The organism is Streptococcus orisasini, from assembly GCF_001431045.1.
Taxonomy (GTDB): domain Bacteria; phylum Bacillota; class Bacilli; order Lactobacillales; family Streptococcaceae; genus Streptococcus; species Streptococcus orisasini.
Map to the genome: position 1 here is coordinate 1 of NZ_BCLE01000017.1, position 25809 is coordinate 25809.

Annotated in this window: 28 protein-coding genes; 20 read left to right on the plus strand and 8 right to left on the minus strand. The window is 39.6% G+C overall.

The window, feature by feature from the left end; all coding sequences use genetic code 11:
* Positions 1-72: 72 nt before the first annotated feature.
* From SCSH_RS02975 to mnmM, 4 genes are read left to right on the plus strand one after another with little or no spacing between them, the layout of a single operon-like run.
* A complete protein-coding gene (locus SCSH_RS02975; protein WP_057490411.1) occupies positions 73-1011 on the plus strand; it encodes a cation diffusion facilitator family transporter in 939 nt (312 codons plus the stop codon).
* Positions 1004-1945, plus strand: a complete 942-nt coding sequence (gene mnmL / locus SCSH_RS02980; RefSeq protein WP_057490412.1) for a tRNA modification radical SAM protein MnmL/YtqA — start codon at positions 1004-1006, stop codon at positions 1943-1945. The genes SCSH_RS02975 and mnmL overlap by 8 nt, the downstream gene beginning before the upstream one ends.
* Before the next feature lie 39 nt (positions 1946-1984).
* On the plus strand, positions 1985-2431 hold the full coding sequence (locus SCSH_RS02985; RefSeq protein WP_057490413.1) for a hypothetical protein: 447 nt from the start codon (positions 1985-1987) through the stop codon (positions 2429-2431).
* Between the two features lie 57 nt (positions 2432-2488).
* Positions 2489-3052 (plus strand): tRNA 5-(aminomethyl)-2-thiouridylate-methyltransferase MnmM, encoded by a 564-nt coding sequence (mnmM, locus tag SCSH_RS02990; protein WP_057490414.1) that lies wholly within the window; start codon positions 2489-2491, stop codon positions 3050-3052.
* A gap of 353 nt (positions 3053-3405) precedes the next feature.
* Here mnmM and SCSH_RS02995 read toward each other — a convergent pair whose 3' ends face one another.
* Positions 3406-4362, minus strand: coding sequence for a 1-phosphofructokinase family hexose kinase (locus SCSH_RS02995; protein WP_057490415.1), 957 nt, complete (start codon positions 4360-4362; stop codon positions 3406-3408).
* 22 nt (positions 4363-4384) lie between these two features.
* Complete coding sequence (locus SCSH_RS03000; RefSeq protein ID WP_057490416.1) at positions 4385-5134, minus strand: DeoR/GlpR family DNA-binding transcription regulator; 750 nt, start codon at positions 5132-5134, stop codon at positions 4385-4387.
* Positions 5135-5314: 180 nt separating this feature from the next.
* On the opposite strand from SCSH_RS03000, the gene SCSH_RS03005 reads away from it, so the two are divergent.
* From SCSH_RS03005 to SCSH_RS03025, 5 genes are read left to right on the plus strand one after another with little or no spacing between them, the layout of a single operon-like run.
* Positions 5315-5776, plus strand: coding sequence for a PTS sugar transporter subunit IIA (locus SCSH_RS03005; RefSeq protein ID WP_057490417.1), 462 nt, complete (start codon positions 5315-5317; stop codon positions 5774-5776).
* Positions 5777-5790: 14 nt separating this feature from the next.
* On the plus strand, positions 5791-6117 hold the full coding sequence (locus SCSH_RS03010; protein WP_057490418.1) for a PTS sugar transporter subunit IIB: 327 nt from the start codon (positions 5791-5793) through the stop codon (positions 6115-6117).
* A gap of 32 nt (positions 6118-6149) precedes the next feature.
* Positions 6150-7496, plus strand: coding sequence for a PTS galactitol transporter subunit IIC (locus SCSH_RS03015; RefSeq protein ID WP_057490419.1), 1347 nt, complete (start codon positions 6150-6152; stop codon positions 7494-7496).
* A gap of 23 nt (positions 7497-7519) precedes the next feature.
* Positions 7520-7744 carry a hypothetical protein gene (locus tag SCSH_RS03020; protein WP_057490420.1) on the plus strand — a complete coding sequence of 75 codons (225 nt, stop codon included), beginning with the start codon at positions 7520-7522 and terminating at the stop codon, positions 7742-7744.
* Positions 7745-7759: 15 nt separating this feature from the next.
* Positions 7760-8530: a class II aldolase/adducin family protein gene (locus SCSH_RS03025; protein WP_057490421.1), complete on the plus strand. Its 771-nt coding sequence runs from the start codon at positions 7760-7762 to the stop codon at positions 8528-8530.
* An 87-nt stretch (positions 8531-8617) separates the two neighbouring features.
* Here SCSH_RS03025 and SCSH_RS03030 read toward each other — a convergent pair whose 3' ends face one another.
* On the minus strand, positions 8618-9400 hold the full coding sequence (locus SCSH_RS03030; protein ID WP_057490422.1) for an ABC transporter ATP-binding protein: 783 nt from the start codon (positions 9398-9400) through the stop codon (positions 8618-8620).
* 76 nt (positions 9401-9476) lie between these two features.
* Between SCSH_RS03030 and SCSH_RS03035 the strand changes: the two genes are divergently transcribed.
* The 10 genes from SCSH_RS03035 to SCSH_RS03080 all read left to right on the plus strand — a co-directional run bounded on the left by SCSH_RS03035 (position 9477) and on the right by SCSH_RS03080 (position 18232).
* On the plus strand, positions 9477-10571 hold the full coding sequence (locus tag SCSH_RS03035; protein ID WP_057490423.1) for an AI-2E family transporter: 1095 nt from the start codon (positions 9477-9479) through the stop codon (positions 10569-10571).
* 37 nt (positions 10572-10608) lie between these two features.
* The gene (locus tag SCSH_RS03040) at positions 10609-11946 is read left to right on the plus strand and encodes a hemolysin family protein (protein ID WP_057490424.1); all 1338 of its coding nucleotides are present in this window, start codon (positions 10609-10611) and stop codon (positions 11944-11946) included.
* A gap of 72 nt (positions 11947-12018) precedes the next feature.
* Positions 12019-12810, plus strand: a complete 792-nt coding sequence (gene pflA, locus SCSH_RS03045; RefSeq protein ID WP_057490425.1) for a pyruvate formate-lyase-activating protein — start codon at positions 12019-12021, stop codon at positions 12808-12810.
* Positions 12811-13017: 207 nt separating this feature from the next.
* A complete protein-coding gene (locus tag SCSH_RS03050; RefSeq protein ID WP_057490426.1) occupies positions 13018-13950 on the plus strand; it encodes a manganese-dependent inorganic pyrophosphatase in 933 nt (310 codons plus the stop codon).
* 315 nt (positions 13951-14265) lie between these two features.
* A complete protein-coding gene (locus SCSH_RS03055) occupies positions 14266-14781 on the plus strand; it encodes a YiiX/YebB-like N1pC/P60 family cysteine hydrolase (RefSeq protein WP_057490427.1) in 516 nt (171 codons plus the stop codon).
* Entirely contained in the window at positions 14774-15424 is a 651-nt protein-coding gene (locus SCSH_RS03060) for a DUF1803 domain-containing protein (protein WP_057490428.1), read from the plus strand. The genes SCSH_RS03055 and SCSH_RS03060 overlap by 8 nt, the downstream gene beginning before the upstream one ends.
* Positions 15425-15445: 21 nt before the next feature.
* A complete protein-coding gene (locus SCSH_RS03065) occupies positions 15446-16372 on the plus strand; it encodes a helix-turn-helix transcriptional regulator (protein ID WP_057490429.1) in 927 nt (308 codons plus the stop codon).
* Between the two features lie 63 nt (positions 16373-16435).
* Positions 16436-17011 carry a type 1 glutamine amidotransferase family protein gene (locus SCSH_RS03070; protein WP_057490430.1) on the plus strand — a complete coding sequence of 192 codons (576 nt, stop codon included), beginning with the start codon at positions 16436-16438 and terminating at the stop codon, positions 17009-17011.
* A 71-nt stretch (positions 17012-17082) separates the two neighbouring features.
* Positions 17083-17718, plus strand: coding sequence for an SAP domain-containing protein (locus tag SCSH_RS03075; RefSeq protein WP_057490431.1), 636 nt, complete (start codon positions 17083-17085; stop codon positions 17716-17718).
* A gap of 1 nt (position 17719) precedes the next feature.
* On the plus strand, positions 17720-18232 hold the full coding sequence (locus SCSH_RS03080) for a YbhB/YbcL family Raf kinase inhibitor-like protein (protein ID WP_057490432.1): 513 nt from the start codon (positions 17720-17722) through the stop codon (positions 18230-18232).
* A gap of 328 nt (positions 18233-18560) precedes the next feature.
* On the opposite strand, the gene SCSH_RS03085 is transcribed toward SCSH_RS03080, so the two are convergent.
* The 5 genes from SCSH_RS03085 to SCSH_RS03105 form a co-directional block, all read right to left on the minus strand.
* A complete protein-coding gene (locus SCSH_RS03085) occupies positions 18561-19565 on the minus strand; it encodes a FecCD family ABC transporter permease (RefSeq protein ID WP_057490433.1) in 1005 nt (334 codons plus the stop codon).
* On the minus strand, positions 19562-20581 hold the full coding sequence (locus SCSH_RS03090) for a FecCD family ABC transporter permease (protein ID WP_057490434.1): 1020 nt from the start codon (positions 20579-20581) through the stop codon (positions 19562-19564). Before SCSH_RS03090 ends, SCSH_RS03085 begins: the two co-directional genes overlap by 4 nt.
* A gap of 7 nt (positions 20582-20588) precedes the next feature.
* Positions 20589-21521, minus strand: a complete 933-nt coding sequence (locus SCSH_RS03095; RefSeq protein ID WP_057490435.1) for an ABC transporter substrate-binding protein — start codon at positions 21519-21521, stop codon at positions 20589-20591.
* Between the two features lie 18 nt (positions 21522-21539).
* Entirely contained in the window at positions 21540-22322 is a 783-nt protein-coding gene (locus SCSH_RS03100; RefSeq protein ID WP_057490436.1) for an ABC transporter ATP-binding protein, read from the minus strand.
* 262 nt (positions 22323-22584) lie between these two features.
* Positions 22585-24030: a UDP-N-acetylmuramoyl-L-alanyl-D-glutamate--L-lysine ligase gene (locus SCSH_RS03105; RefSeq protein WP_057490437.1), complete on the minus strand. Its 1446-nt coding sequence runs from the start codon at positions 24028-24030 to the stop codon at positions 22585-22587.
* Positions 24031-24118: 88 nt separating this feature from the next.
* Between SCSH_RS03105 and SCSH_RS03110 the strand changes: the two genes are divergently transcribed.
* Positions 24119-25753, plus strand: a complete 1635-nt coding sequence (locus SCSH_RS03110) for a putative polysaccharide biosynthesis protein (RefSeq protein ID WP_057490438.1) — start codon at positions 24119-24121, stop codon at positions 25751-25753.
* Positions 25754-25809: the final 56 nt, after the last annotated feature.

The following is a 25809-nucleotide window of genomic DNA, read 5'->3' on the forward strand; positions in this document are numbered from 1 at the left end:
ACCCCCAGGACTTTGCGTAGTTGTATTAGCGGCTTTAGCCGCAATACAACTAACAAATTGAAAGGAGAAAGTATGGAAACTCATAAGCATCATCACCACGATCATCATCACAATGTTGCTCATCAGTCAACCAGTCGCATTTTTATCGCTTTTATGTCCAATTTTGTTTTTGCCATTGTTGAGATGATTTTCGGTGGTATTTTTAATTCCAGTGCCATTTTAGCCGATTCTGTCCACGATTTTGGCGACGCCTTGGCTATTGGTCTGTCTTATTATTTTGAGCGCCTGTCCAAGCGCAGAAGTGACTATCGCTACACACTGGGCTATTGGCGTTTTAGCCTGCTGGGAGCTTTGATGACCGCCGTTATTTTGATTATTGGATCCGGCTTGGTTTTATTTGAAAATGTTCAAAAAATAATGCATCCTGAGCCGGTTAATTACAATGGTATGTTGATCCTTGGCTTGATTGCTATTGCTGTCAATATTGTGGCCAGCCGTGTTTTAAATGGGGAAGCATCTGAACACGAATCCATTTTAAGCCTGCATTTTCTTGAAGATATTTTAGGCTGGGTGGCTGTTATTATTGTCTCACTGGTTTTGAGAGTGACGGACTGGTATATTCTTGATCCGTTCTTGTCTGTGGCGATTGCGCTCTTTATTTTGAGTCAGGCCCTGCCTAAGTTTATCAGGAATCTGTCTGTATTCTTGGAACATGCTCCCGGAAATTGTGATGTTCAGGAGCTGGAGAGGGAAATTTTGGCACTGGAATGGGTTCAGGCCATCAATCAATTTAATCTTTGGTCTTTAGATGGCCGAAAAAATATTGCCATGATTCACCTGCTGGTTGCTCCTGACTGCAATGAACAGCTGCTGAAAGACCGGGTGCACCATCTTTTTCAGACCTACCATATTGTGGAATCGGCTGTTGAATGCGATCATTCTACCTTTCAACACCTGCACCACAGTCCTTATATAAAAAATAATTTTAAAAGAAATAATAGTTATGAATAAACGTTACAATACTCTGAATGCCTATTACCGTCGCCTTTTTGGCGAAAAAATTTTTAAAGTGCCTATTGATGCTGGCTTTGACTGTCCCAATCGTGACGGTACTGTAGCCCATGGCGGCTGTACTTTTTGCACGGTATCTGGCTCTGGTGATGCTATCGTAGCACCTGAGGCTCCGATTCGCGACCAATTTTACAAGGAAATTGATTTTATGCACCGCAAGTGGCCAGATGTTAAGAAATATTTGGTCTATTTTCAAAATTTCACCAATACTCATGACAAGGTAGAGGTCATTCGTGAACGCTACGAGCAGGCCATCAATGAACCTGGAGTTATTGGTGTCAATATTGGTACTCGTCCAGACTGCCTGCCTGATGAAACCATTGCCTATTTGGCAGAACTTTCTGAGCGAATGCATGTGACAGTTGAGCTGGGCTTGCAGACAACCTACGAAGAAACCTCAAAACTTATCAATCGGGCGCACAGCTATGAACTATATGTCGAGACGGTAGAGCGCTTGCGTCAATTGGCTCCCAAAGCAGAAATCGTTTCCCATCTGATTAACGGTTTGCCGGGGGAAACTCATGAGATGATGTTGGAAAATGTCCGCCGCTGTGTGACCGATAATGACATTGATGGTATCAAACTGCATTTGCTGCATCTGATGACCAATACCCGCATGCAGCGGGACTACCACGAGGGCAGATTGCAGCTGCTTAGTCAAGACGAGTATGTCAATATTATCTGCGATCAGCTGGAAATTATTCCGAAAGATATCATTATTCACCGCATTACTGGCGATGCTCCTCGCCACATGCTGATCGGTCCCATGTGGAGTCTCAACAAATGGGAGGTCCTAAATGCTATTGACAAGGAGATGGAGAGACGCAGAAGTGTGCAAGGGTGCAAAATAGAGGCAATTAGCCAATCCGTTTGATTAATCAATGATGCGAAAATTGGTGTAAGAGGAAAAACGATGATCTACGATTTAACGCTTTTATTGACTGCTGTCGTTGCTGGATTTATGCTGACTTATTCGATCACATTAGGAGCCTATTTTAATTATTTATTAAGTCATAACATGGATCAAGGATTTTCTAATTTTTACAGCAAATTTAGACAGGACACTTGGGCTGTGAATTTATATCAAGCTTGTGTTGGTCTGCAATTTTTCTTGGGACTAACAACCCTTTTGCTGACCTCTTATCCCATAACTGTTCGTAGTCTGGCTGTTATCCCGCTGATTGTCCTATTGTCCTGCCATCGCCTGACTGGTTTTTCAAAAAGTGAAGAAGAGGTGAACAGCGGTAAACCTATTTCAAATGAGACAAGACAAAATTATTTGAAATGGAATCTGCCGCTTCATTATCTTTATTTTTGTGTTTATTTTATTAGCGCCTTGGTTCAGCTCTTACTTCATTAAAACTTGTCAGAATTCCAAGCATTATTTTTTCAAAATACAGGAGATGTTTTTTAAATTATGATCAAACGCCCCATTGACCTTTCTCATGATTTTTTGGCAGAAGTTTTAGATAAGGATAGTATCGCGGTGGATGCGACCATGGGCAATGGCCACGATACCGCTTTTTTAGCTGCTTTAGCTAAGACGGTCTATGCCTTTGATGTGCAAGAACAGGCAGTGCAGAACACTCAAAAACGTTTAACTCAGCTGAACTTGACTAATGTTAAGCTCATTTTGGATGGGCATGAAAATCTGAATCGGTATGTGACCGAACCCATCCGCGCAGCTATTTTCAATCTGGGCTACCTACCGTCTGCTGATAAGTCTGTTATCACAAAGCCTGACACGACCCTGCAGGCTATTGAGAAAATTCTAGCAGGCTTAGAAGTCGGCGGCCGTCTGTCCATTATGATTTACTATGGGCATGAGGGAGGTGATAGGGAAAAAGATGCCGTACTGGAGTTTGTCAAAGAGCTGCCGCAGGAAAACTTTGCGGCCATGCTTTACCAGCCGCTCAATCAAATCAATACGCCACCTTTTTTGGTCATGGTGGAGAAATTGAAAGAACAGGGGTCTGAGTGAGCAATTAGCCCTTGATTTATAGTTCTAAAGACAAATAGATTAAAGAACAGTAAAAAGTTTTTTTCTATTAAACAATTGAATAATAAAATGAAACAGCAACCTGATTCCTAAAGTGTAAGGGAATCAGGTCTTTTTATTTTTTCTCTAAAAAGGCTCAGAATCTTAAAATTAGTTGTCAAATTTTAACTGTCCATAAAGCTTAAAATTTTTGTGGCGGTGAAGTTTTGTTTTGAAATATCCCAAAATACTTTGTCATCAGTGTATTAAACGCCAATCTTATCTAATGAGAGTATGATATTTTTATTATTGATCGAAAACAAAAAAAGCGTACACCTTGGCACACTTTGATCAAATTAATATTCCAATTTTGCTACTGAAACGTCTTGATAGACCGAATCAAAGACACTATTTTCTAAAAATCCTGTTTTGACATCTAAAGAGTTAGCAGTTCCTGCTGCAGAACCATATTTTAATACATCAATGAAAGATTTGTGTTTATCAATAGCAGACAAGATACCACCGACTGTTGCATCACCAGATCCTTGTGTATTAATAGCCTTGACTTTTGGAAATGTAACTCTATAGAATTCATCTTCATACTTGATAAGCGATCCGCTTGCTCCCAATGATACAAAGATAATAGGGATATTAGAGAGCAGCTCATTAGCTGTGATATTTTTTTGCAGCATTTTTGCATCAGTAGTTATTTCTGTATTTAGTAATTCGGCGATTTCGGTCTCATTAGGTTTAATGATATCCGGTAGAAAACCTGAGTCTAAGCAGTCTTTTAATGCCTCACCAGAAGTGTCTAGCAAGATTTTGATATTCTGATTGAGCCTTCTTATTTTCTGTATTAAGGTAGAATAAAAATTATGTGGACAATTAAGTGGCAGGCTGCCATTAATTGAAATCGCTGTAATATCTTTGACTTTAATATAAGATTCCATCTTTTCCTCAAGTTCACTTAGAACAGGTTGGGTGATGGCTGCTCCCAATTCATTTATTTCTGTCTTCACATTCTCTTTATCTAAAATGACGTAGCAATTTCTAGTTTCATCAGTTGTATGGATAAAATCTGACGTGAATTTATCATTTTTTGTTTGGGAAAGAATATAATCTCCATTCATTCCGCCGATGATACTAAGTGCAGTCGTTTCTGTGCCAAGTATTGCAGAAACGCGTGCCGCATTAATTCCCTTTCCTCCCACCATTTTGGTTATTAGTTGTACTCTGTTTAATTTTCCTGAGGATAGGCTATCGACTTTATAGAGGTAGTCTACAGAAGGATTCATGGTAAGTGTAATAATCATATAGGACTTCCTTTCCAGATATTTATAGTATCTTTGTATATTTTGAGTACTCGTCCTTTTTAGTGGGTTCCCAGTTATCATCGCTGACTAAAATATCAAAAGCTTCTAGAGGAGCAAATGTTATCATATCAGATATTCCAATCTTTGATGTATCTGCTACAATGATTTTTTTATTTGCACAATGCATAGCTGTCAATTGTATACTTCCCTGTGTAGAGTTACTGGTTGTAACTCTATTTTTACTAATGCCATTTGTGGAACAAAGAGCAAAGTCTATATTTAAATCTTTAAACGAAGCTTCAGCAATCGGCCCTAAAAATTCACCAGTTCTCTTATAAAACTCACCGGCAGTTAATATGATTTGATTGTCGTATTCCAGTAATGCTTGAAAGGCAGGATAACTGTTTGTGACAAATCTTATATTTTTGGTTGCTAGATAAGGTATTGCTAAAAGAAGTGTAGTACCAGCACCAAGATACACAGTAGAATTGCTGGGAATTAAATCACCAAGTTTTTTTCCTATGTTGTTTTTCTTTTCGACATTTAGCAGTAATTTTTCATCTGTTGAAAATTCAATATGTCTTGAGCGATCAATGGATAAGGCTCCACCATGCTCTCGTTTTAATTTTCCCTGCTCTTCTAATTGTTTCAGATCGCGACGAATTGTGACTTCAGACACCCCAGTTAGGGCGGCAATTTCAGAGGTTGTCATCATTCCCCCGTTCATATTTATTAAATCAATGATTTTATTCCACCGAATATTTTTAATCACTATTCATACCTCTTCATTAAATGTATTTGTTTTTATTATAGTATACAATTAAGGAATAATCAATGAATAATCAATATCGTAAAAAAACATTCAAAAAAGTTTCGAAAATGATTGACTTATGAATTATTTTGATTATAATTAGAGATGTAAGCGATATCATTTACGAAAGGAGAGATTGTCATGATTAGTGAAATGTTCAAAGAAGACCTGATTGACTTGGACATTGCTGTATCAGATGAAGCACAGCTGTTTGACCTAATAGGAATGCGAGCTATAGAAAAAGGCGTTGCAGAGCTAGGCTACATTGCTGGTTTAGAAAAACGGGAATTGTCCTACCCAACAGGGCTGCAATTTCCAGAGATATCTGTTGCCTTTCCGCATGTGGATAGTAAGTATATCAAAGAGCCATTTATCTACATTGCAAGGAACAATGGCGTCTTAGATGTTAGACAAATGGGAGATGCAGCGGAAATGTCTGCTAGAGATTTCCTGTTTTTAGGAATCAAAGATGGATCGAAACAGCCGCAATTATTAGCAAGTATGATGGCAGCGTTTCAAGATAGTGAATTTGTCAATAAATTTAAAAAGGTCACAACTAAAAAAGAAATGCACGATTTAGTTGTCAACAGTTTTGAAGAATGAAAAGGAGTGCTTTTATGAAAACAATTTTAGTGTGCTGTGGTTCAGGTGTTGCCACAAGTCCCCAAGTAACAAATAAGGTAAATGACTATCTGGCCTCAGTAGGATTAGATGGGTATGCTAAAGCAGCTCCTAAACCTATTGAAACAGCTAAATCAACAATCGAAAATGATCCAAGCATTATTGTCTATATCGGAATTGCCCCAGCGAATAAAGAACTTCAAGAGGTACTTGATGATCATGGTGTAGTTGGAATGGTCGGCTTGCCCTGGCTGACAGGTATGGGACAAGATGAGGCGAACGAACGTATTAAAGAAATTGTTGAAAAACATAAACAAGCGTAATTAAAATATAGAATTCTCAGGGGGAATTTATTATGAACTGGAATGATATTGTTCAAGCTATATTGGGAGTTGGATCTACTGTTCTTATTCCCATCTTTATTGCTATCTTGGGTTTGATCTTCGGAATGAAGCCTTCTAAAGCTTTGCTATCAGGACTTTATCTAGGGACTGGTTTTATTGGAATGAGCTTAGCTATTAATCAATTGACTGCAGCAGTTAGTCCAGCAGCGAAAGCTTTGGCAAAAAACACAGGAATTAACTTGCCAGTTGTTGACTTTGGCTGGACAGGAGCTTCAGCAATCACTTGGGCTTGGCCGCTGGCATTTGCATTTTTTGCAGTTGAACTTGGGATTAATTTGGTTATGCTGCTTAGTAAAATGACCAAAACCTTGAATGCTGATATGTGGAATGTATGGGGAGTTGCTCTGACTGGCTACATCGTATATCAATTCTCTGGAAATATGCTTTGGAGTTTTGTAGTTGCAGGTATTCAAGTTGTCATCTCCTTAAAATTAGGCGACATGTGGGCAGATGAAATTAAGGATATGTTAGGTTATGAAGGTGTAACTGTAACACACATTGAAACCTTTACTGCAGTAATTATGAGTCCTGTCAATAAATTGATGGACTATATTCCTGTCTTTAATAAAAAATGGGATGCCGATGCCTTAAAACGTAAAATTGGTATTTTGAGTGAACCTGTCGTGATGGGGGCTATTATTGGCTTGCTTTTAGGGTTGATTGGACAGTATGGAATTGCTAATTCATTGAATCTTGCAGTCACAACTGGTGCCGTCATGGCCATTTTCCCAGTCATGGCTAAATTTTTCATGGATGCGTTGACACCATTTGGTACCACAATGAGCGATTTCATGAAAAAACACGTAAAAGGCCGTGAATTTGTTATTGGTTTGGACTGGCCTATTGTTGGTCAAAGTACAGAGCTATGGGTGACAATGGTTCTCTTGATACCTGTATCTATTTTGTTTGCTGCGATTCTGCCAGGCAATGAAATCTTGCCTCTTGCTGGTGTCATTAACTATTGTCTTGGTGTAGGTGGTCTTCTATTAACAGGTGGCAATTTGCTGAGAATGCTTGTCCTAGGTATTATCTACGAACCACTGTTCTTATATGGCTCAACCTACTTTGCAAACATCTTTACAAAATTGGCTAAAAGCACTGGAGCAATCAACGTTCCCAAAGGATCAGAAGTTTCATGGAGTTCTATCGAAGCGCCAGATCTCCGCTTCTTGGCAGGCTGGGCTGGCCGCGGCAATATCATGGCAATTGTTGGTTTGATGGCACTGTTGGCATTGTTTTATGTTTTGTACAGAGGCTTCAAGAAAAATCCAATCCCAGCAAGCAAATACAAAGACTAGTAAATCTTTAGAAGGAACTGAGTATGACTGTAAAATCTAAAGTATTTTGGACTTTCCTAAGCTTTCTAGCATTTTTGCTATTTATAGTGGCCATCTATACAAAATTATATTGGCTAAATATTTTTGTGATTGTATTAGGTTTACTAGTAAATAAACAAGGAACTTCTATTTTGTTCCCTAAATATTTAGAAAAGAAAAAGCTTGCCTCAGAAAAAATGAAGGCGCTGCATCAATCTAGAGGAAAATAGAAAGGTGGATTAGTTATGAGATATCCAGCAGGTCGTATTCCGTTTGAATACGAACGTGAAGATTTGGCAAAAGTTGTAAAAACAGTTATGGATCGCCGTGACACCAATATTGTTGGAGGAAATATCAGTATTCGTGTGACAGATGAAGAAGGAAAAGAATACTATGTGATGACTCCGACAATGATGTCTGAAGCTTATTTGGGCCATTTAACAGCCGATCAAATTTTAGTCATTGAACCGCATACGCGAAAAGTCCTTTCAGGTAATGGCAAGGTTACGCGCGAAATTAATATGCACGAAGCGATTTACGATGCTAACCCAGATATTAAATGTGTATTCCATTCACACGCTGATCAATCAATGTTTTGGGCCACCACTGGACTAAATATGCCAAATCTGACAGAAGCAACCCAAAAATTAAAAGAAATTCGTACATTAAACTGGCACCCCATGTGTTCTGAAGAACTAGCAGAATATGTTGCTGAAGAAATTAAAAAAATTGGTGATAAAGCTCTTCGAAATGGTTTCTTATTGAACTCCCACGGAACCTTATTTACATCTGGTGGAAAAGACATGGATCCCATTACAGCTCTGCATAAATCTCTAGCAGATGTTGATATCACAGAATGGAATTCTAAAGTAGCCTATGAACAAACTGTTTTACAGCGCGAAGGTGCACTGGATGGTTACTATTCAGAAGGTGTCAAAATTGGGACATGGGAAGATGTCAAAGCTGGCAAAGCTTTGTACAATACAGTAACTGTTCAAAACAAGAATGGGGATTAGTACTAAGACCCTTTAACCTTTAATTTATTGCTAACTAAAACCGATGATCTCTTATTTGAGATTATCGGTTTTAACTTCTTATTTAACTTATACTTCCGGCTTGATAAAGAAGCGCTCTTCATCGATAGGAATAATTTTTACGTGATTGTCATAGAAGTCTGACAGAACTTCCTGAGTGATAATGTCTTCTTTTTTGCCCTGAGCAATAATTCTTCCTTTCTTCAAGAGAAGAATGTGATCCATGGTACTGGTGATTTCCTCAGCATGGTGGGTGACATACAAGATCAAAGGAGAATGCGGAAGTTTGGCAATTTTATCAACCTGCGTAAGCAGTTTTTCTCTGGCAAAGAGGTCAAGTCCGCTCGTTGCCTCATCTAAAATGATAATTTCAGGATCTTCCATTAAACTTCTGGCAATCAAGAGGAGTTGTTTTTCACCTTGTGATAGGCCAGCATAGGAACGGCCTATAAGATGCTCTCCGCCAATTGCTCTCAGCATATGGCGCGCCTCATCTAATTCCTTATCGCCGTAAGCCTTATAAAGAATGCTGGATTTGTATTTTCCAGTCAGGACAATTTTTTCAGCCAACATATTTTTGGGCAGACGCTCAGCAATAAAGGATCCGACAACACCAATTTTAGTCCGCATGTTAGGGATGTTTCCCTGTCCGAATTTGGTGCCCAAAACCTCAACCTGACCTTCTGAAGACCAATACTCAGCCATAATTAATTTCAGCAGGGTCGTTTTGCCAGAACCGTTAAGTCCTAAAATAGCCCAATTCTCTCCCTTATGGACTTGCCAGTTCAGATTGTCCAGAAGAATTTTTCCTTGCCTTTTCAGAGTTACATGTTCTAGTGAAATAAGTGCCATCTTTTACCCCTTTGTCGCTTAATTGTTATTTATTATAACACAAAAATGTGGTAAAATAAGCGCAAAAGGAGGGGTTATGTTTAAGAATAACAAGTTATTTTTTTGGACAGTAGAAATTTTGCTGCTAACCTTGATTCTGTTTACTTGGCGGCAGATGGGGAGCATCCTTAGTCCTTTTTTCAGCGTTGCTAAGACCTTTTTGATGCCTTTTTTGCTGGGTGGCTTTCTTTATTATCTTACTGACCCTGCTGTTACTTTCTTAGAAAAGCATTTTAAGGTGAAGCGGATTTGGGGAATTGTCATTATCTTTGCGGCCTTAATTTCCTTACTGATCTTCTCGATTACCAGCCTGATTCCTAATTTAATTAATCAGCTGACGGATTTGATATCGGCTAGCCAGAATATCTATGTAGGTCTGCAGGATTTAGTTAATGAATGGAAGGATAATCCGGCTTTTAAAAATATTGATATTAATGCCCTTTTGAAACAATTCAACCTGTCTTATGTGGATATTTTGAAAAATGTTCTTAACAGCGTGACGGTTAGTGTGTCCAGCATTGTTTCTATGATTACAAATACCGTCATGATATTGATTATTACACCGGTTATCTTATTTTATTTGCTAAAGGATGGCGAAGGACTGCTGCCCATGCTGGAGCGTTCTGTTTTGAAGAATGATACTCATAATATCAGTCAACTCTTAGGACAGATGAATAAGACCATTGCCCGTTATATTAGCGGTGTGGCAATTGACGCGGCCTTTATTTTTGTTTTTGCTCTGATTGGCTATAAAGTTATGGGAGTCCAGTATGCTTTCTTATTTGCTCTGGTCGCTGGGATTACGAATGTTGTGCCTTATGTCGGTCCTTATCTGGGGTTGACCCCAGTAGTTTTAGCCTATATCGCCAGCGATCCTAAAAAAATGGTTATCGCCATTATCTATATTATGACCTTGCAGCAGATTGACGGAAATATTGTTTATCCGCGTGTTGTTGGCAGTGCCATGAAAATTCATCCCTTGACCATTATGGTGCTTTTGGTCTTGGGAAGTAATATTGCAGGACTTGTCGGCATGTTAGTTGCGGTACCGGCTTACGCTATTATTAAGGAAATTGTAAAATTCATTGCCGGTGTTTATGAGTATCACAAGAAAAATAAAATTGTGTTATAATAGACTGACTATATATCATTTAGGAGAGAAATAACGAATGGAAGACCCTAGTAGTCAATCCTTGATCTTACAGTTTTTATTACTGCTTATTTTAACGCTTTGCAATGCCTTTTTCTCGGCTACAGAAATGGCTCTGGTGTCTTTAAACCGGGCACGTGTTGAACAAAAGGCTGAGGATGGTGAAAAGAAATACATCCGTCTCTTGAGAGTTTTAGAAAAACCAAATCATTTTCTATCAACTATTCAGGTCGGGATAACACTCATTACCCTCTTATCTGGGGCAAGTTTAGCAGATTCTCTGGGACGTGAGATTGCCACTTGGTTTGGTAATTCTGCAACAGCACGAACCGCAGGCAGTGTTATTGCGCTTGCTTTCTTGACTTATATTTCGATTGTCTTGGGAGAGCTCTATCCTAAACGCATTGCCCTGAATCTCAAGGACAGTCTGGCGGTGTATTCAGCTCCGATTATCATTTTTCTTGGAAAACTTGTCAGTCCTTTTGTCTGGCTTCTTTCGGCTTCAACCAATCTGCTGAGTTACATCACTCCAATGACCTTTGATGATGCGGATGAAAAAATGACGCGTGATGAAATCGAATATATGCTGACAAACAGTGAAGAGACTCTGGATGCTGATGAAATTGAAATGCTGCAGGGTGTCTTTTCCCTCGATGAGCTGATGGCGCGTGAAGTTATGGTTCCTAGAACTGATGCCTTCATGGTGGATATCAATGACGATACCAGTGACATTATTCAATCTATTTTGAATGAGAGATTTTCCCGTATTCCTGTTTATGATGGGGATAAAGATAAGATTATTGGTTTAATTCATACAAAGAGGCTCTTAGATGCTGGTTTTAAAGAAGGATTTGACCATATTAATCTTCGCAAGATCTTACAGGAACCGCTTTTTGTGCCAGAGACTATTTTTGTCAATGACCTTTTGGCGGCTCTTAGAAACACTCAAAATCAAATGGCCATTCTATTGGATGAATACGGCGGTGTGGCAGGTCTTGTAACGCTGGAAGATCTTTTGGAAGAAATTGTCGGTGAAATCGATGACGAGACGGACAAGGCTGCGGTCTCTGTCCGCGAGATTGCCGACAATACTTATATCGTTCTTGGAACGATGACGCTTAATGATTTCAATGAATATTTTGAAACAGACCTTGAAAGCGATGATGTTGATACTATTGCCGGCTTTTACCTGACCGGTGTTGGAACAATTCCAAGCCAGGATGAGAAAGAGCATTTCAGTGTTGACAGCAATAATAAGCACTTGGAGCTAATCAACGATAAGGTTAAAGACGGACGTATCACTAAGCTTAAATTGCTGGTGACAGAAATTGAAGAAAAAGAAGATGAAAAAGACTGAACAGAATGTTAGTCTTTTTTGTGCTTAAAGTGTTATAATGAAATAAGAAAAACGTTTACAGGAAAGAAAATTATGACAGAAGAAATTGATTACAGGAAGGTAACCGGACTTGTTAATTCCACAGAATCTTTTGGTTCCGTAGATGGTCCTGGCGTGCGCTTTGTTGTCTTTATGCAGGGTTGCCAAATGCGGTGCCAGTACTGCCACAATCCGGATACTTGGGCACTGAAAAATGACAGGGCAACAGAGCGAACAGCAGAAGATGTTTTAGAGGAAGCTCTGCGTTTCAAAGGATTTTGGGGCGATAAGGGAGGCATCACTGTTTCTGGCGGTGAAGCAACGCTGCAAATTGATTTTTTGATTGCTCTTTTTACCTTGGCTAAGGAAAAGGGCATTCATACAACTCTAGATACCTGTGCACTTACTTTCAGAAATACGCCTACCTATTTGGAAAAATACAATAAGCTGATGGCAGTTACAGATTTAGTGCTGCTGGATATTAAAGAAATCAATCCGGCTCAGCATAAAATTGTTACCGGCCACGGCAATAAAAACATTCTGGACTGCGCCCGTTATCTGTCTGATATCGGCAAACCTGTTTGGATTCGTCATGTTTTAGTGCCTGGACTGACAGACCGCGATGAGGATTTGATTAAATTGGGTGAATTTGTCAAGACCTTGAAAAATGTTGAACGTTTTGAAGTACTTCCTTATCACACTATGGGAATTTTTAAGTGGCATGAACTGGGAATTCCTTATTCTCTGGAAGATGTAAAACCGCCTACACCTGACCGTGTACGCAATGCCAAAGAACTCATGCACACAGAAACATACGAGGAATACAAGCGCAGAATTAATGTCTAAGATCCTAAGCGGTGACAGATTGCAAAGGCAGCTACTCTAATGTTTTTGTTCTTATAACTGATTATAGAAGGCCGAAATGAATGTTTTCGGTCTTTTTTGTTGCTTAAAAACTGTTCTTTAAATTCTTAAAAATTCGGCTAAAGCTTCTTTTGCTTAATGGCATCAAATTTGGTAAAATGAGATGAAAAATAAAAACGAGGTAATGTTATGTCTAAAATTTTAGTTTTTGGTCACCAAAATCCAGATTCAGATGCTATTGGATCATCAGTTGCATATGCTCATTTAAAAGCTCAGCTTGGTGTTAATGCTGAAGCTGTTGCTCTGGGAGAACCTAACGAAGAAACAGCTTTTGTGCTGGATTATTTTGGCCTTGAAGCACCGCGTGTTGTTACTTCTGCTAAAGCAGAAGGTGCTGAACAAGTTATCCTAACTGACCATAATGAGTTTCAGCAGTCAATTGCTGACATTCGTGATGTTGAAGTGATTGAAGTGGTTGACCATCACCGTGTCGCTAATTTTGAAACGGCAAATCCTCTTTATATGCGTTTAGAACCCGTCGGATCTGCTTCATCAATCGTTTATCGTCTCTATAAGGAAAACGGCCTAGCTATTCCAAAAGAAATTGCAGGATTAATGCTGTCAGGTCTGATTTCAGATACGCTTTTGCTGAAATCGCCAACGACTCATGCTTCTGATCCAGCAGTTGCTGAAGATTTGGCTAAAATTGCTGGCGTTGATTTACAAGAATATGGCTTGGCTATGCTTAAGGCTGGTACTAATTTGGCTAGCAAATCAGCTGCAGAGCTTATTGATATCGATGCCAAAACATTTGAACTTAAGGGCAATCAAGTTCGTGTGGCTCAAGTAAACACTGTTGATATCAACGATGTTTTAGAACGTCAATCTGAAATTGAAGAAGCAATTCAAGCTTCACAAGCAGCCAACGGTTACTCAGATTTTGTCTTGATGATTACAGATATTTTAAATTCGAACTCAGAAATTTTGGCTTTGGGCAGCAATACTGATAAGGTTGAAGCAGCTTTCAACTTCAAACTTGAAAACAACCATGCCTTTCTTAAAGGTGCTGTTTCACGTAAGAAACAAGTGGTGCCTCAGCTGACGGAAAGCTTTAACGCCTAAGATAATCAATAAACAAGGAAGAGGTTGAGACAAAAGTTCTCAGCCTTATTTATTTGGTCAATTTTATTTGCTAGGCGCAGTGGTTGGTTGGATATCCTTATCCCTTGCTATACAAATGATAGTTCCAACAGTCTGGGGAACTGTTGGAGGATATCCAATTCTATGAACGTTAGTTCATGTCAATCCCTAACCAACTTTGCAGAGGTGGGATAGAAATCAAATTCTTCGAATTATTGATTTCTATCCACTCTCTTTTTTTGCTGTAAAAACAATGGTTTCTGTCAATGCCTTATTTTATGATACAATAGAGCTATTATGAAAATTCAACATTTGCAAAGCGGTGATTTGTTTTTTACAGCCGATCAGTCTGATATGGCTCAGGCGATTAAAGCAACAACAGGGCGCTACAATCATGTTGCTGTTTATTTGGATGGTCAGGTTTACCATGCAAGAGGAGAAGACGGGGTTATCAAACAAGATTTGGCAGCATTTTTGGCAGATAAAAATCAAAAGGTTTTTGTCTACCGCTATCCGCAGATTGACAGTCAGGCTGTCCTTGCGGAGGCTGAAAAACACTTGGGTAAGCCCTACAATGCAAGCTTTTATCCAGGGGAACAGAGCTTTTATTGCTCTCAGTATATTGCTGCTATTCTGCCCATTTTTGATACTATTCCTATGCAGTTTGGCGATGATGAAAAGGCTGTTTCGGATTTTTGGCAGGCCTATTATGATGATTTGGGGCTGGCTGTGCCTTTAAATCAAGCGGGAACCAATCCCAGTCAGCTGGCCCAGTCCAAGCACTTAGTTTATTTAGGAGAACTGGATGATTAAAATTTACAATGGTAGCAAATTAATGCGCCAGCCATTTTTTACAGACCTTATCAATTATCTGCAGCTTCATGATGATGTCACTTTGCGACAGATTAAGAAGGACTTTGCTGCAGTTAAGAATTTAGAGCGTTCGATTGAAGACTATGTTCAGGCGGGTTATATTTTGCGTGAAAATAAGCGTTACAGCAATGCTTTTGAACTGTTAAAAAATCTTGACGGTCTAACATTGGACAGTCAGATTTTTGTAGATGACCAGTCGTCCATTTATCAGGATTTACTGACTTTAACTTTTGAAACCTGTCTGTCCAATCAGACAAACAAGGCGCTTATTGTTGAGAAAACAAGTATTAGCAGGGATTCACTGACCTTATCTAATTACTTTTTTAAACTTCAAGAAAATCTGCCTCTGTCAAGAAAACAAGAGACTCTCTATCGTTTGTTGGGGGATGTCAATCCCGAATACGCCCTCAAATACATGACCAGCTTTCTTTTGAAATTTGGCCGCAAGGAGGAAGTTGCCCAAAGACGTCCTGATATTTTTGTGCAGGCTCTGGATTTGCTGGGTTATATTGAAAAAAATGCTGAGGACAAGTACCAACTGAAGATGACTTTTAATAAGGACAGCCTGACCTTCACATCATAAAGATTTTGACAGATAGGAAAAATGAAATTAGAAAGATTACTGGCTATTTTGTCCCTACTTTCAGAAAGAGATAAGGTAACCGCTAAAGAACTGGCAGAGAAATTTGAGGTGTCCAAGCGCACGATTTACCGGGACTTGGACAGTCTTAATCAAGCGGGAATTCCCATTGTTTCTTATGCCGGCCGCTGTGGTGGCCTTTCGCTAATGAAAAGCTATAAAATAGACAAACGTATTTTATCAAAAGTAGACATTACAAATCTTGAGAGTGCTTTAAAGGGTCTGCAAAGTATCAAGCAGCAGCCGGATTTGACTGCTTTGATAGCAAAACTTTTGCCTGAGGAAAAAGATGAGACTTCTCGAGCTAATCATTATATTAATTTTTCTTCTTGGTATGCAGACAGTTTTGTTCAAAAGAAGATTGAGATCTTGCAGAAAGCCATTGAAACAAGAAATTGTATTCTGTTAGACTATGTTTCAAAAACTGGCAGAAGAAAGCGAGAAATTGAGCCGTATCAATTAGTTTTTAAGGATTCGGCTTGGTATTTATATGCTTTTTGCCGAGAACGAGAAGACTTTCGTCTTTTTAAACTGCAGCGAATGGCCTCACTGACCTTGTTGGAGGACGTGTTTACAAGTCGCTCTTGTCCGCCGTTAACATTTCAAAAGCCAGCTTATTCTGATTTTTCTTTAGAGCCGATTGAAGGCTATGCCAAGGTTGTTTTAGCTTACAAGCCTGAAGATATCTTTGCTATAACCAAGGTACTGGATGCGTCAATATTAGCTGCTTGTAAAGAGCAGGGCAAGATTGTGTTTTATACTTCAAGTTTGTCTGTCGCCTGTCATTTGGTGTTTCAGCTGCTAACAGCAGTCGAGGTTTTGGCACCTGTTGAGCTGCAGCAGTTGGTCAAAGAAAAGCTGAAGACAATTGAATCAATGTATAAAAGATGACATAAGGCTGTCATCTTTTTTGGGTTATACTATAGGCGATAATAGAAGAAAGCAGGCAGAACAATGAAAAATGACATTCTTGTTTATGTATTTGATGATTATGCAGACTGGGAGCCAGCCTATGTTTGCTCGGAATTAAACCGGCAGGACAACCCCTTTCAGATTAAAACCATTGGCTCAGACAAACAGCCTAAAAAATCCATGGGTGGATTTCGCGTGATTCCTGACCATGATCTGACGGATTACCCCAAGGATTTTAAACTGCTGATTATTCCTGGCGGAGACAGCTGGTTGGAGGGCAAAAATAGGGAGATTTTGCCTGTGGTGGACTATGCTGTTTGTCATCAGATACCGATTGCTGCTATTTGTGCCGCGACTAATTTTTTAGCTGAAAATAGCTATTTAGATCATGTCAAGCACACTGGCAATACCCTTGAATTTATGAAAAAAGCAGCTCCGCATTATCGTGGAGAAGATTTTTATATAGAAAAACAGGCAGTCAGTGATGCTGGTATTGTGACAGCAAATGGGACAGCTACCTTAGAATTTGCTAGAGAAATTCTTTTGTTACTCAATATTAAAAATCCTCAGGAAATAGAGGATTGGTACCATTTTAATAAATTGGGTTTTTATCATTAAACAGCTTTTAATATCATCTTATTTTGAAAAAATGTATAATAATAGAAAGTAGGGAATTATGATTGATCATTATGATAAAGCGTCCAGAATTTTTTCAGATTAAAACTTATGAGGAGTTTTGTAACTATTATTGGTATCGGACAGAACTGTCGCAAATTTGCCGACAGTTGGGATTGGTACACTCGGGGACAAAGCAGGAATTAAATGAGGCGTTAGCAGCTTATTTTGCAGGGCAGCCGCTCAAAAAAGTTAACAAACAGACTGTTAAACCGAAAAACAAGCAGGAAATCGGCTTGTCCAGTTCCTTGCTGCTGTGCGGCTTTGCTTTTAATCAGACCTTCAGGGCTTATTTTGCTCGGCAGACTGGAGTTAAGTCTTTTAAATTCACTGCTGATATGGCAGCAGCTTGGCGTAAAGTTAAGGCAGAAAATGATGTCAATTTTACGCTTGAAGACATGCTGGCTGTTTATGCCGGAGAATCTGATTATGCCAAATATGACAATCGCGCCTGTCAATGGAATCAATTTTATAAGGATTTTTGTGCAGATAAAAGAAACGCTGACCTCAAAAACAAAATGCAGGCAGCTTCCCTTCTTTGGAGGGCTGTCAAGGAATCTGATAAGGCCAAAGTTTACACAACTCAATTATGGGATAGCTATCCAAATTTATTAAAAAATGAATCAAAGAGCAAGAGAGGAGGTGTTTGATATGATAGAAAGATTGGACTTCATTTGTCCGACTATTCCTGAAGGTGGGGAATTTCCACTGGAACATACAGGAAAAGGAGAGGATAGGTCACCCGAATTTTTTATCAAAAACCTCTCCTCTCATGCTGAAACGCTGGTTATTACTTTGGAAGATCTGACACATCCTCTTAAAAAGGAATTTACTCATTGGCTGATTTGGAATCTTCCTGCTTCTAGCCATATTAAGGCTAATGTTTCTCGTGGGTTTGAAGTGAAAGATCCTGACGGAGCCAGACAGGGCTTGGCTTATGGCTGGTATTGCTATGCCGGTCCTAACCCACCCTTAGGTCAAAACCATAAGTATCGCTTTACCATTTACAGTTTGGACTGTTCCTTGGATTTAAATCGCTGGACAGGCAAGGGCAAATTATTAAAAAACATGGAAGGACATATTCTGCAAAAGGGGCAACTGACAGCTTCTTTTGGTAATAAAAAGATCTGGAATCAAAATTCCAGACCTCTTATGACATCATAAGTAGGGCAGGGCAGTTAACAGGTTCAGCCCAGAGCCGCTTGAATATTATGAAAAGGATAGACTTATTAGCAAACGGTCTATCCTTTTATTGAGTATAAAGTTAGAGGAGGCTGGACAAGACATCCATGATGGCTCCGCCCTCACCCACAGAATAAACAGAATAATGAAAAATTTGTCCAATATTCCTGTTTTGGAATAAGGTCTTGACGCAGTGGTTGGGAGTCAAACGGTCTAGGGAGAGACCGTTTCAGGTCACCGCCTAGAAATTAGGAAGTGGTGAGGACCAAAATTTTCAATTTTTGGGTTGATCCCACTCCCTTCTCAAAATTTATTTTTCCACTTTTGCCATCAGGTAAAGAAAATAGGGAGCGCCCAAAACAGCCACAATCAATCCTGTCGGAATACCTGTACCGACCAAAAGCACACGGCTAATGGTATCTGCTATAAGTAAAATAAGCATACCAATCAACATGGCAGCAGGTAAGCTGACAAAGTGATTGCTGCCCAGCAATCTTCTGGCAATATGTCCAGCGACCAGACCGATAAAGGTGATATTACCGACCAAAATAACACTGAAAGCAGCTAGGCTAGTTGCTAGAATGAGGCTTATCAGCCGCTCTTTTTGTAAATGCAATCCAAGAGCCAAGGCTGTATGGTCATTTAAATTCATAATATTTAAAGTCTGACTACGGCTGTAAGTCCAGCACCAAAGCATAATTAGCAGCGGCGCTAGGTTCATCAGTGTTGTCCAATTGTCTCCGTTAATCTGTCCGCTCAGCCAATGAACAATGTAGTCAACTTTATACCGATTAACGCTGCCGACAACAGAAACCATAGTTCCTGACAGCATGGTAGAGACACCCACGCCTGTAATAATCAAGCGTGTTGGGCTAATATTGTTATTTTTCTGACGTGCAATGAGGTAAACAAGCATGATAGTAAGACAGCCACCTAACATGGCAATTAAGGGTAAAAAACTAATGACCAGATGGCTTTCAATATTAAGATAGGAAACGCTCAAAGCAATAACCATACCAGCCCCAGTGTTGATACCTAAAATACCTGAATCAGCTAAGGGATTGTGAGTCAGAGTCTGCAGCAGCATCCCACTTAGGGCAAGAGAAGCTCCTGCCAATAAGCAGACCAAGATTCGCGGCAGACGAATATTAGTGATAATCATCATCATGGCATCAGAGGAGCGGCCAAGAAAGATGTCCAGTATATCAAAAATAGAAAAGCTGACTTGTCCGATTGACAGTGAGATGATGCTGAAGATAAATAGTAGGAGAACCAACAGCAGAAAAATGGACTTTGTATTTGCAGAAGTTTTCATAATTGCCGCCCCCTTCTAATCAGCCATAAAAAGCAGGGCAGACCAATAAGGCTGATAACAGCGCTGAGCGGTGTTTCATAGCCTGGGTTAAGTGTCCGGCAAATCAGATCAACCCAAAGCATAAAAACGGCTCCTAAAAAAGCTGTCAAGGGGAGAAGATAGCGGTAGTTTCTGCCGACAAACATTCTTATAAAGTGGGGGATAATCAAGCCTACAAAAGCCAGAGAACCAACCAAAGCAACAGCAGAAGCAGACAAGAGCAGTACCAGTCCTAAAAAAACAGCAGTCATCATAAAAGTCTTTTGTCCCAATGATTTAGCCACAGTTTCATTGAGGCTCAGGATTGTTAACTGATGAGCAAAAAGTTGGGCTAAACACAAACCAATCAGAATAAATGGAGCAATGATTTTAATCATGTTCCAGTTAAGAGCAACTAGGCCGCCAGCCTGCCAACCAATGACTGAGGTAGAGAGGTTGAAGTAAATAACGATAGCCTGTCCAAAAGAATTAAAGAGGGTTGCAATCATGGCACCAGCCAAGATGAGACGCAATTGATTGTAACCCTTTCTGGGGGAGTAGGACAAAGAAAAGACCAAGAGAGCAGCTAAGGTTGCCCCTAAAAGGCATAGCAAAAGAATAAGGCTGTAGTGAAGGTGTCTGAAAAAAGCATAACCAATAATCAAAGCTAAAGCAGATCCGGCATTGATCCCTAACAGACCGGGATCTGCAATTGGATTTCTGGTTATTCCCTGCATAATACTGCCAGCTGTGGCCATGGCAGAACCAACCAAGAGAGCACCAATTATCCGCGGAATTCTGACATCAATAAGAACGTCCTGAATATCAGATGAAGTAAAGGGGTGGCTCAATCCTCTTATCAGATCTTGATTGGAATAATTGACAGCTCCAAATTTCAAGCTGCAGTACAAGCCGCTGATGAAGAGCAGTAAAATAGTGAAAAAAACAAGCCAAAAATGCTTTGGCTTATTTTCCTGAACAACTGATTTCATAAGCATTTCAACCTCATTGAGCGACTTTTAGGATGCCCTTTTGAAGAGTGCTCAGTTCATACTCCAGTGTCAGCGGATCGTTAAAGTAAAAAGCATTGGCATTAACTTTAATAACATGACCTTTTTTGACAGCAGGAATATTTTTCCAAACATCACTTTCATAAAGCGATGCACCTGTCTTTTTATCCTCTGCTGCGACAATGACATAATCGTCAATATAATCGCCTATAACTTCCTGTGAGGTAGACAGGTAGCCTTTTGGAAAGACTTCTTTAGTGACCTTGTCAGGTGCTTTAAAGCCAAGTGCCTGATAGATCACTTCACCACCGCGGCCCCAATTGTTACCAAAAAGATAAATCTCTTTTTCAAAGAGGCCCATAACAGTAAATTTTGCGTCGCTGCCGACAGCCTTAGTCAGTTTTTTCTTAGCTTTGGCAGTTTTGGCTTTCCAGTCGCTGCGCCATTGTTTGGCTTCTTTTTCCTTATTGAAAATTCTGCCAAAGTCAGAGAAAATATCAAGGTAATTGCGCTTGCCGTATTCAATTGAAATGACAGGGGCAATTTTTTTCAACTGATCAATTTTTTCTTCTGTTGAACCGACAACAATTAAATCAGGTTTTAAGGCTGTAATAGCTTCAAGATCCGATGAAGTGACCTGTTTGGCTTTTTTAACCTTGTTTTTAAGAACCGGATTTTTCTTATCATAGGAGGAGACTCCAACAAGATTTTGGTCTAACTTTAAAAGATAACCCGTATAGGTAGATGTGATGCTAACGACACGTTTGGGTGATTGAGGAACCTTGCCGTAATAAGTAACACCGGAAATTTTAGGCATGCTGGAAACAGCTGCTTTTTTATCTGATGATTTTGAAGCATTGCCGCAGGAAGCAAGGATAAGTGCAGCAGCAAATGCGATAAAAACAGTTAAACATTTTTTAAAGGTCATATGTTGTCTCCTAAAAATCTATACTAGCTGATAAGTCAGCAAAACAGGGCATTTGTGGATAGGGTCTTCAATTATCTGAGCATCAATATGAAAGATGTCTCTTAAAACAGGAGTAGTCATGATCTCTTTGACCTCTCCCTGATATTTGACAGCTCCGTTTTTCATGGCAATGAGGTGATTAGAAAAACGAGCTGATAGATTTAAGTCGTGAAGGACCATAATGATGGTTTTTTGCATTTTTTGATTGAGACTTTGCAGCAGCTCTAAAACCTCTAACTGATGATTCATATCGAGGTAGGTTGTTGGCTCATCAAGAAAAATTGTATCTGTATCTTGAGCGAGCGCCATGGCAATCCAAACACGTTGGCGTTGGCCACCGGAGAGGCTGTCAACATCAAGTTTAGCAAATTTTGCAACCTTGGTCACTTCCATAGCCCAGTGAATTTTGTCCCTATCATACTGAGAAAGATTTCCTAGATATTTCTGATGAGGAAATCGTCCGTATGAAATTAATTCATAGACTGAAATCCCTTCAGTTGCTTCTAGCACCTGAGGTAGCAGAGCCAGCTTTTTAGCTACCTTTTTAGTAGGTAACTGGTTAATGGTCTGTCCGTCCAGCAAAATCTGCCCTTTTTGAATAGCTTGAATGCGCGTGAAGGCTTTCAGCAGGGTTGATTTGCCGCAGCCGTTTGCACCAATGATGGTCGTAATTTTCTCATGTGGTATCTCAAGAGAAAGGTTGTCAATGATAATATCCTTATCATAAGCAACTTGAATGGCTTCAGCACGAATATCTGACATGCATAACCTCCTTTCATTAAATAGTTTTTTTATTATAGCATAGAAAAAAGACTTAAGAAAGCCTTTTCGAAAGAATTAATAGTTTTTAGCCCGTCTTTGGAATCATTCAAATTATTCTTTAAAATGATTCTTTTTAAGACGATAATAAATGGGTTGTTTGATCTTTTATCCAACAGTCTTTTTATCGGTTAAAAATGACAAAAGAAAGCATCAAAAACACAATCTTATTAGTGGACAGCAGTGGTATTTTGCCTTATATCATTTAAAGATATTTTTTGGCAACTTCAATATCGCCAGCATAGTCTGCCCGTTGACCCTTGACAATTTGGAAAGCATCAGCTCCCTTGCCTGCAATAATCACAGCATCGTTTTTGGTCTGCGTCACTGCCATTGCTTTTTGAATGGCTTGCTCGCGATCAACAATAATATCTACAGGACGCTTAATATGACCAGCGATTTCTTCTGAAATCAGTTGTGGATCTTCATTATTAGGATCATCTGCCGTTAAAATAACGTGTAGATCTGGATGAGTGTTGATAACACGGCCAAAGTCAGCGCGGCGGCTTTCTCCTTTATTGCCAGGCGCACCGAGAACAAGAACAAGCTGCCCCTTTTGATGTTCCTCGACAACAGATAATAGTTTTTCCAGACTGTCTCCATTATGGGCATAATCCACAAAAACCTTAGCTCCCTTGCCTTGCGTCAGCACTTCCATACGACCTGGGACTGTGGTTTGAGCAATACCTTTTTGGATATCGCTTGGACTAGCTCCCAATTGCAGGCAGGCCAGCCCTGCAGCGACAGCATTTTCCTGGTTGAAAGAACCGATTAGCTGAATGTCGTAATGACCGGCCAATTTTCCTGTAAGATCAAAGGAGAAGGCCTTACTGTTTGTGATTTGATTGTCAGAATATTTCCCATAAAAATCATGCGGCTGATCAGCAACCTGATTCTCAACAAGAGCAAAATGGTCCATCTGACTGTTGACAACAGCATAACGGCTGTTCTTAAGCAAAAGTCGCTTGTGGTAGAAATAGTCTTCAAAAGTAGGATGTTCAATTGGTCCGATGTGATCGGGACTGATATTGAGAAAAACACCAACATCAAACGTTAAACCATAAACCCGCTTAACCAAGTAAGCCTGGCTGGAAACTTCCATAATAAGATGGGTCATACCGTTGTCAACGGCCTGTGCCATCATTTTAAAAAGGTCTAAACTTTCAGGAGTTGTCAGTTTGGATTTAAAAAAGGTTTTTCCATCCAGAGTTGTATTCATGGTAGAAAGCATGGCTGGACGGTGGCTTTGTTTTAAAATATTATAAGCAAAATAAGCAGCAGTTGTCTTACCTTTGGTTCCGGTAAAGGCAAGCAGTTTTAATTTTTCTTGAGGGTTGTCGTAGAAGGCCATTGCAATGAGGCTCATGGCTCTTTTTATATCGTTAACGATAATTGCCGGAATGCCAACCTGATAATCTTTTTTAGCAATATAAAAAGGAAGTCCTTCTTGTACGGCAGCTGTGAGAAATTCTTTTTTAAAACTTGCTCCTTTGGCAAAAAAAAGAGTGCTCTTTGTTACCTCTCTGCTGTCGTAAGAAATATGACTGAAAGTAAAGTCAGGATAGGTCATTTGGTAGTGGCCATTATCAATAATTTCACGAAAATTATTGTCGTCTTTAAGAATAGTGAGAATCTTGTTTAAAGTAATCATATCTTTTATTGTAGACTTAAAGTTAGTGTTTTACAAGTACCAAGCAAAAGTTTATAATAAATTTATCAAAAAGCTAGAAAGAAATTGCATGTCTGAAAAAAAAACTAAAATGAGTCAGCAGGAGCAGATGGTTCGCGGGACGGTCTGGCTGACTGCCGGTAATTTCATCAGCCGCTTGCTAGGAGCTGTTTATATTATTCCTTGGTATGCCTGGATGGGAAGGTACGCTGCTGAAGCTAATGCCCTGTTTGGAATGGGCTATGAGATCTATGCCTTATTCTTGTTGATTTCAACAGTCGGTATTCCGGTTGCTGTTGCCAAGCAGGTTTCCAAGTATAACACATTGGGAGATCCACAAAAAAGCACCTATTTAGTTCGTAAAATTTTACATTTTATGCTGATTTTAGGTGCTGTCTTTGCCTTAATAATGTATGTGGGTTCCCCCTTTTTTGCTTCTCTTAGCCGCGGCGGACGGGATTTGGTTCCTGTTCTTAGGAGCCTGACTTTGGCTGTCCTTGTTTTCCCTTCTATGAGTGTGCTCAGAGGGTTCTTTCAGGGATTTAACAATTTAAAACCATATGCCATGAGTCAGATTGCTGAGCAGGTTATCCGTGTCATCTGGATGCTTTTAACGGCCTTTTTCATTATGAAAATGGGATCGGGCAACTATGTTGAGGCTGTAACTCAGTCTACGTTTGCTGCCTTTGTGGGAATGTTTGCCGGTATTGCTGTTTTAATCTATTTCTTGTGGAAAAACAGCCTTTTAGCAGTTCTGTTTGGCAAGAAGCCTGACAACATGGTGATTGATACCAAGGATCTTTTGATTGAAACAGTCAAGGAAGCCATTCCTTTTATCATCACGGGATCGGCCATTCAGGTTTTCAAGCTGATTGACCAATTTACCTTTGGCAATACCATGGCTCTGTTTACTGATTATTCCGATAGAGAATTAAAGGTCATGTTTGCTTATTTCTCAACTAATCCCGGCAAGGTAACCATGATTTTGATTGCAGTTGCGACTGCTATTGCTGGTGTTGGTATCCCGCTTTTGACGGAAAATTTTGTTAAAAAAGACAGGAAAGCTTCTGCCCGTTTGGTTGTCAATAATCTGCAAATGCTGATGACCTTTATTATTCCTGCCATCGCAGGTTCTGTTATTTTGGCTAAACCACTTTATACTGTTTTTTATGGTCTGCCGCAGGGGCAGGCTCTGGGACTGTTTACAGCTTCTCTTTTACAAACTGTTATTTTGGCAGTTTATACTGTTTTAGCGCCCATGCTGCAAGCCTTGTTTGAAAATCGTAAAGCTATTAGGTACTTCGTTTACGGGGTTATTGTTAAATTTATTCTGCAAGTTCCGCTGATTTATTTCTTCCATGCTTACGGTCCGATTATTGCAACCAGCCTTGCCCTGCTGCTTCCTATTGTTCTCATGTATCGTCGGATTCAGGAAATTACAGGCTTTAACCGTACTGCCGTCAGAAGAACAAGCCTTTTGGTTCTTATTTTAACTGCTTTAATGGCTCTTGCTGTTGGTTTAGCCGTTTGGCTGCTCAGCTTTATTTTGACTGACGAAAGCAGAGTATCCAGTCTCATCTATGTGCTCTTAGTAGGCTGTGTTGGTATCGGTGTTTATGGTATTTTAGGTCTTATCAGTCATTTACTAGATAAGATGCTGGGAGACAAAGCACAGCTTCTCCGTCAGAAATTACATTTGAGATAAATAATTTAAACTCTCAGCAGCAAAGAACTGCTGAGAGTTTTTGAAGGTAGTAGCTT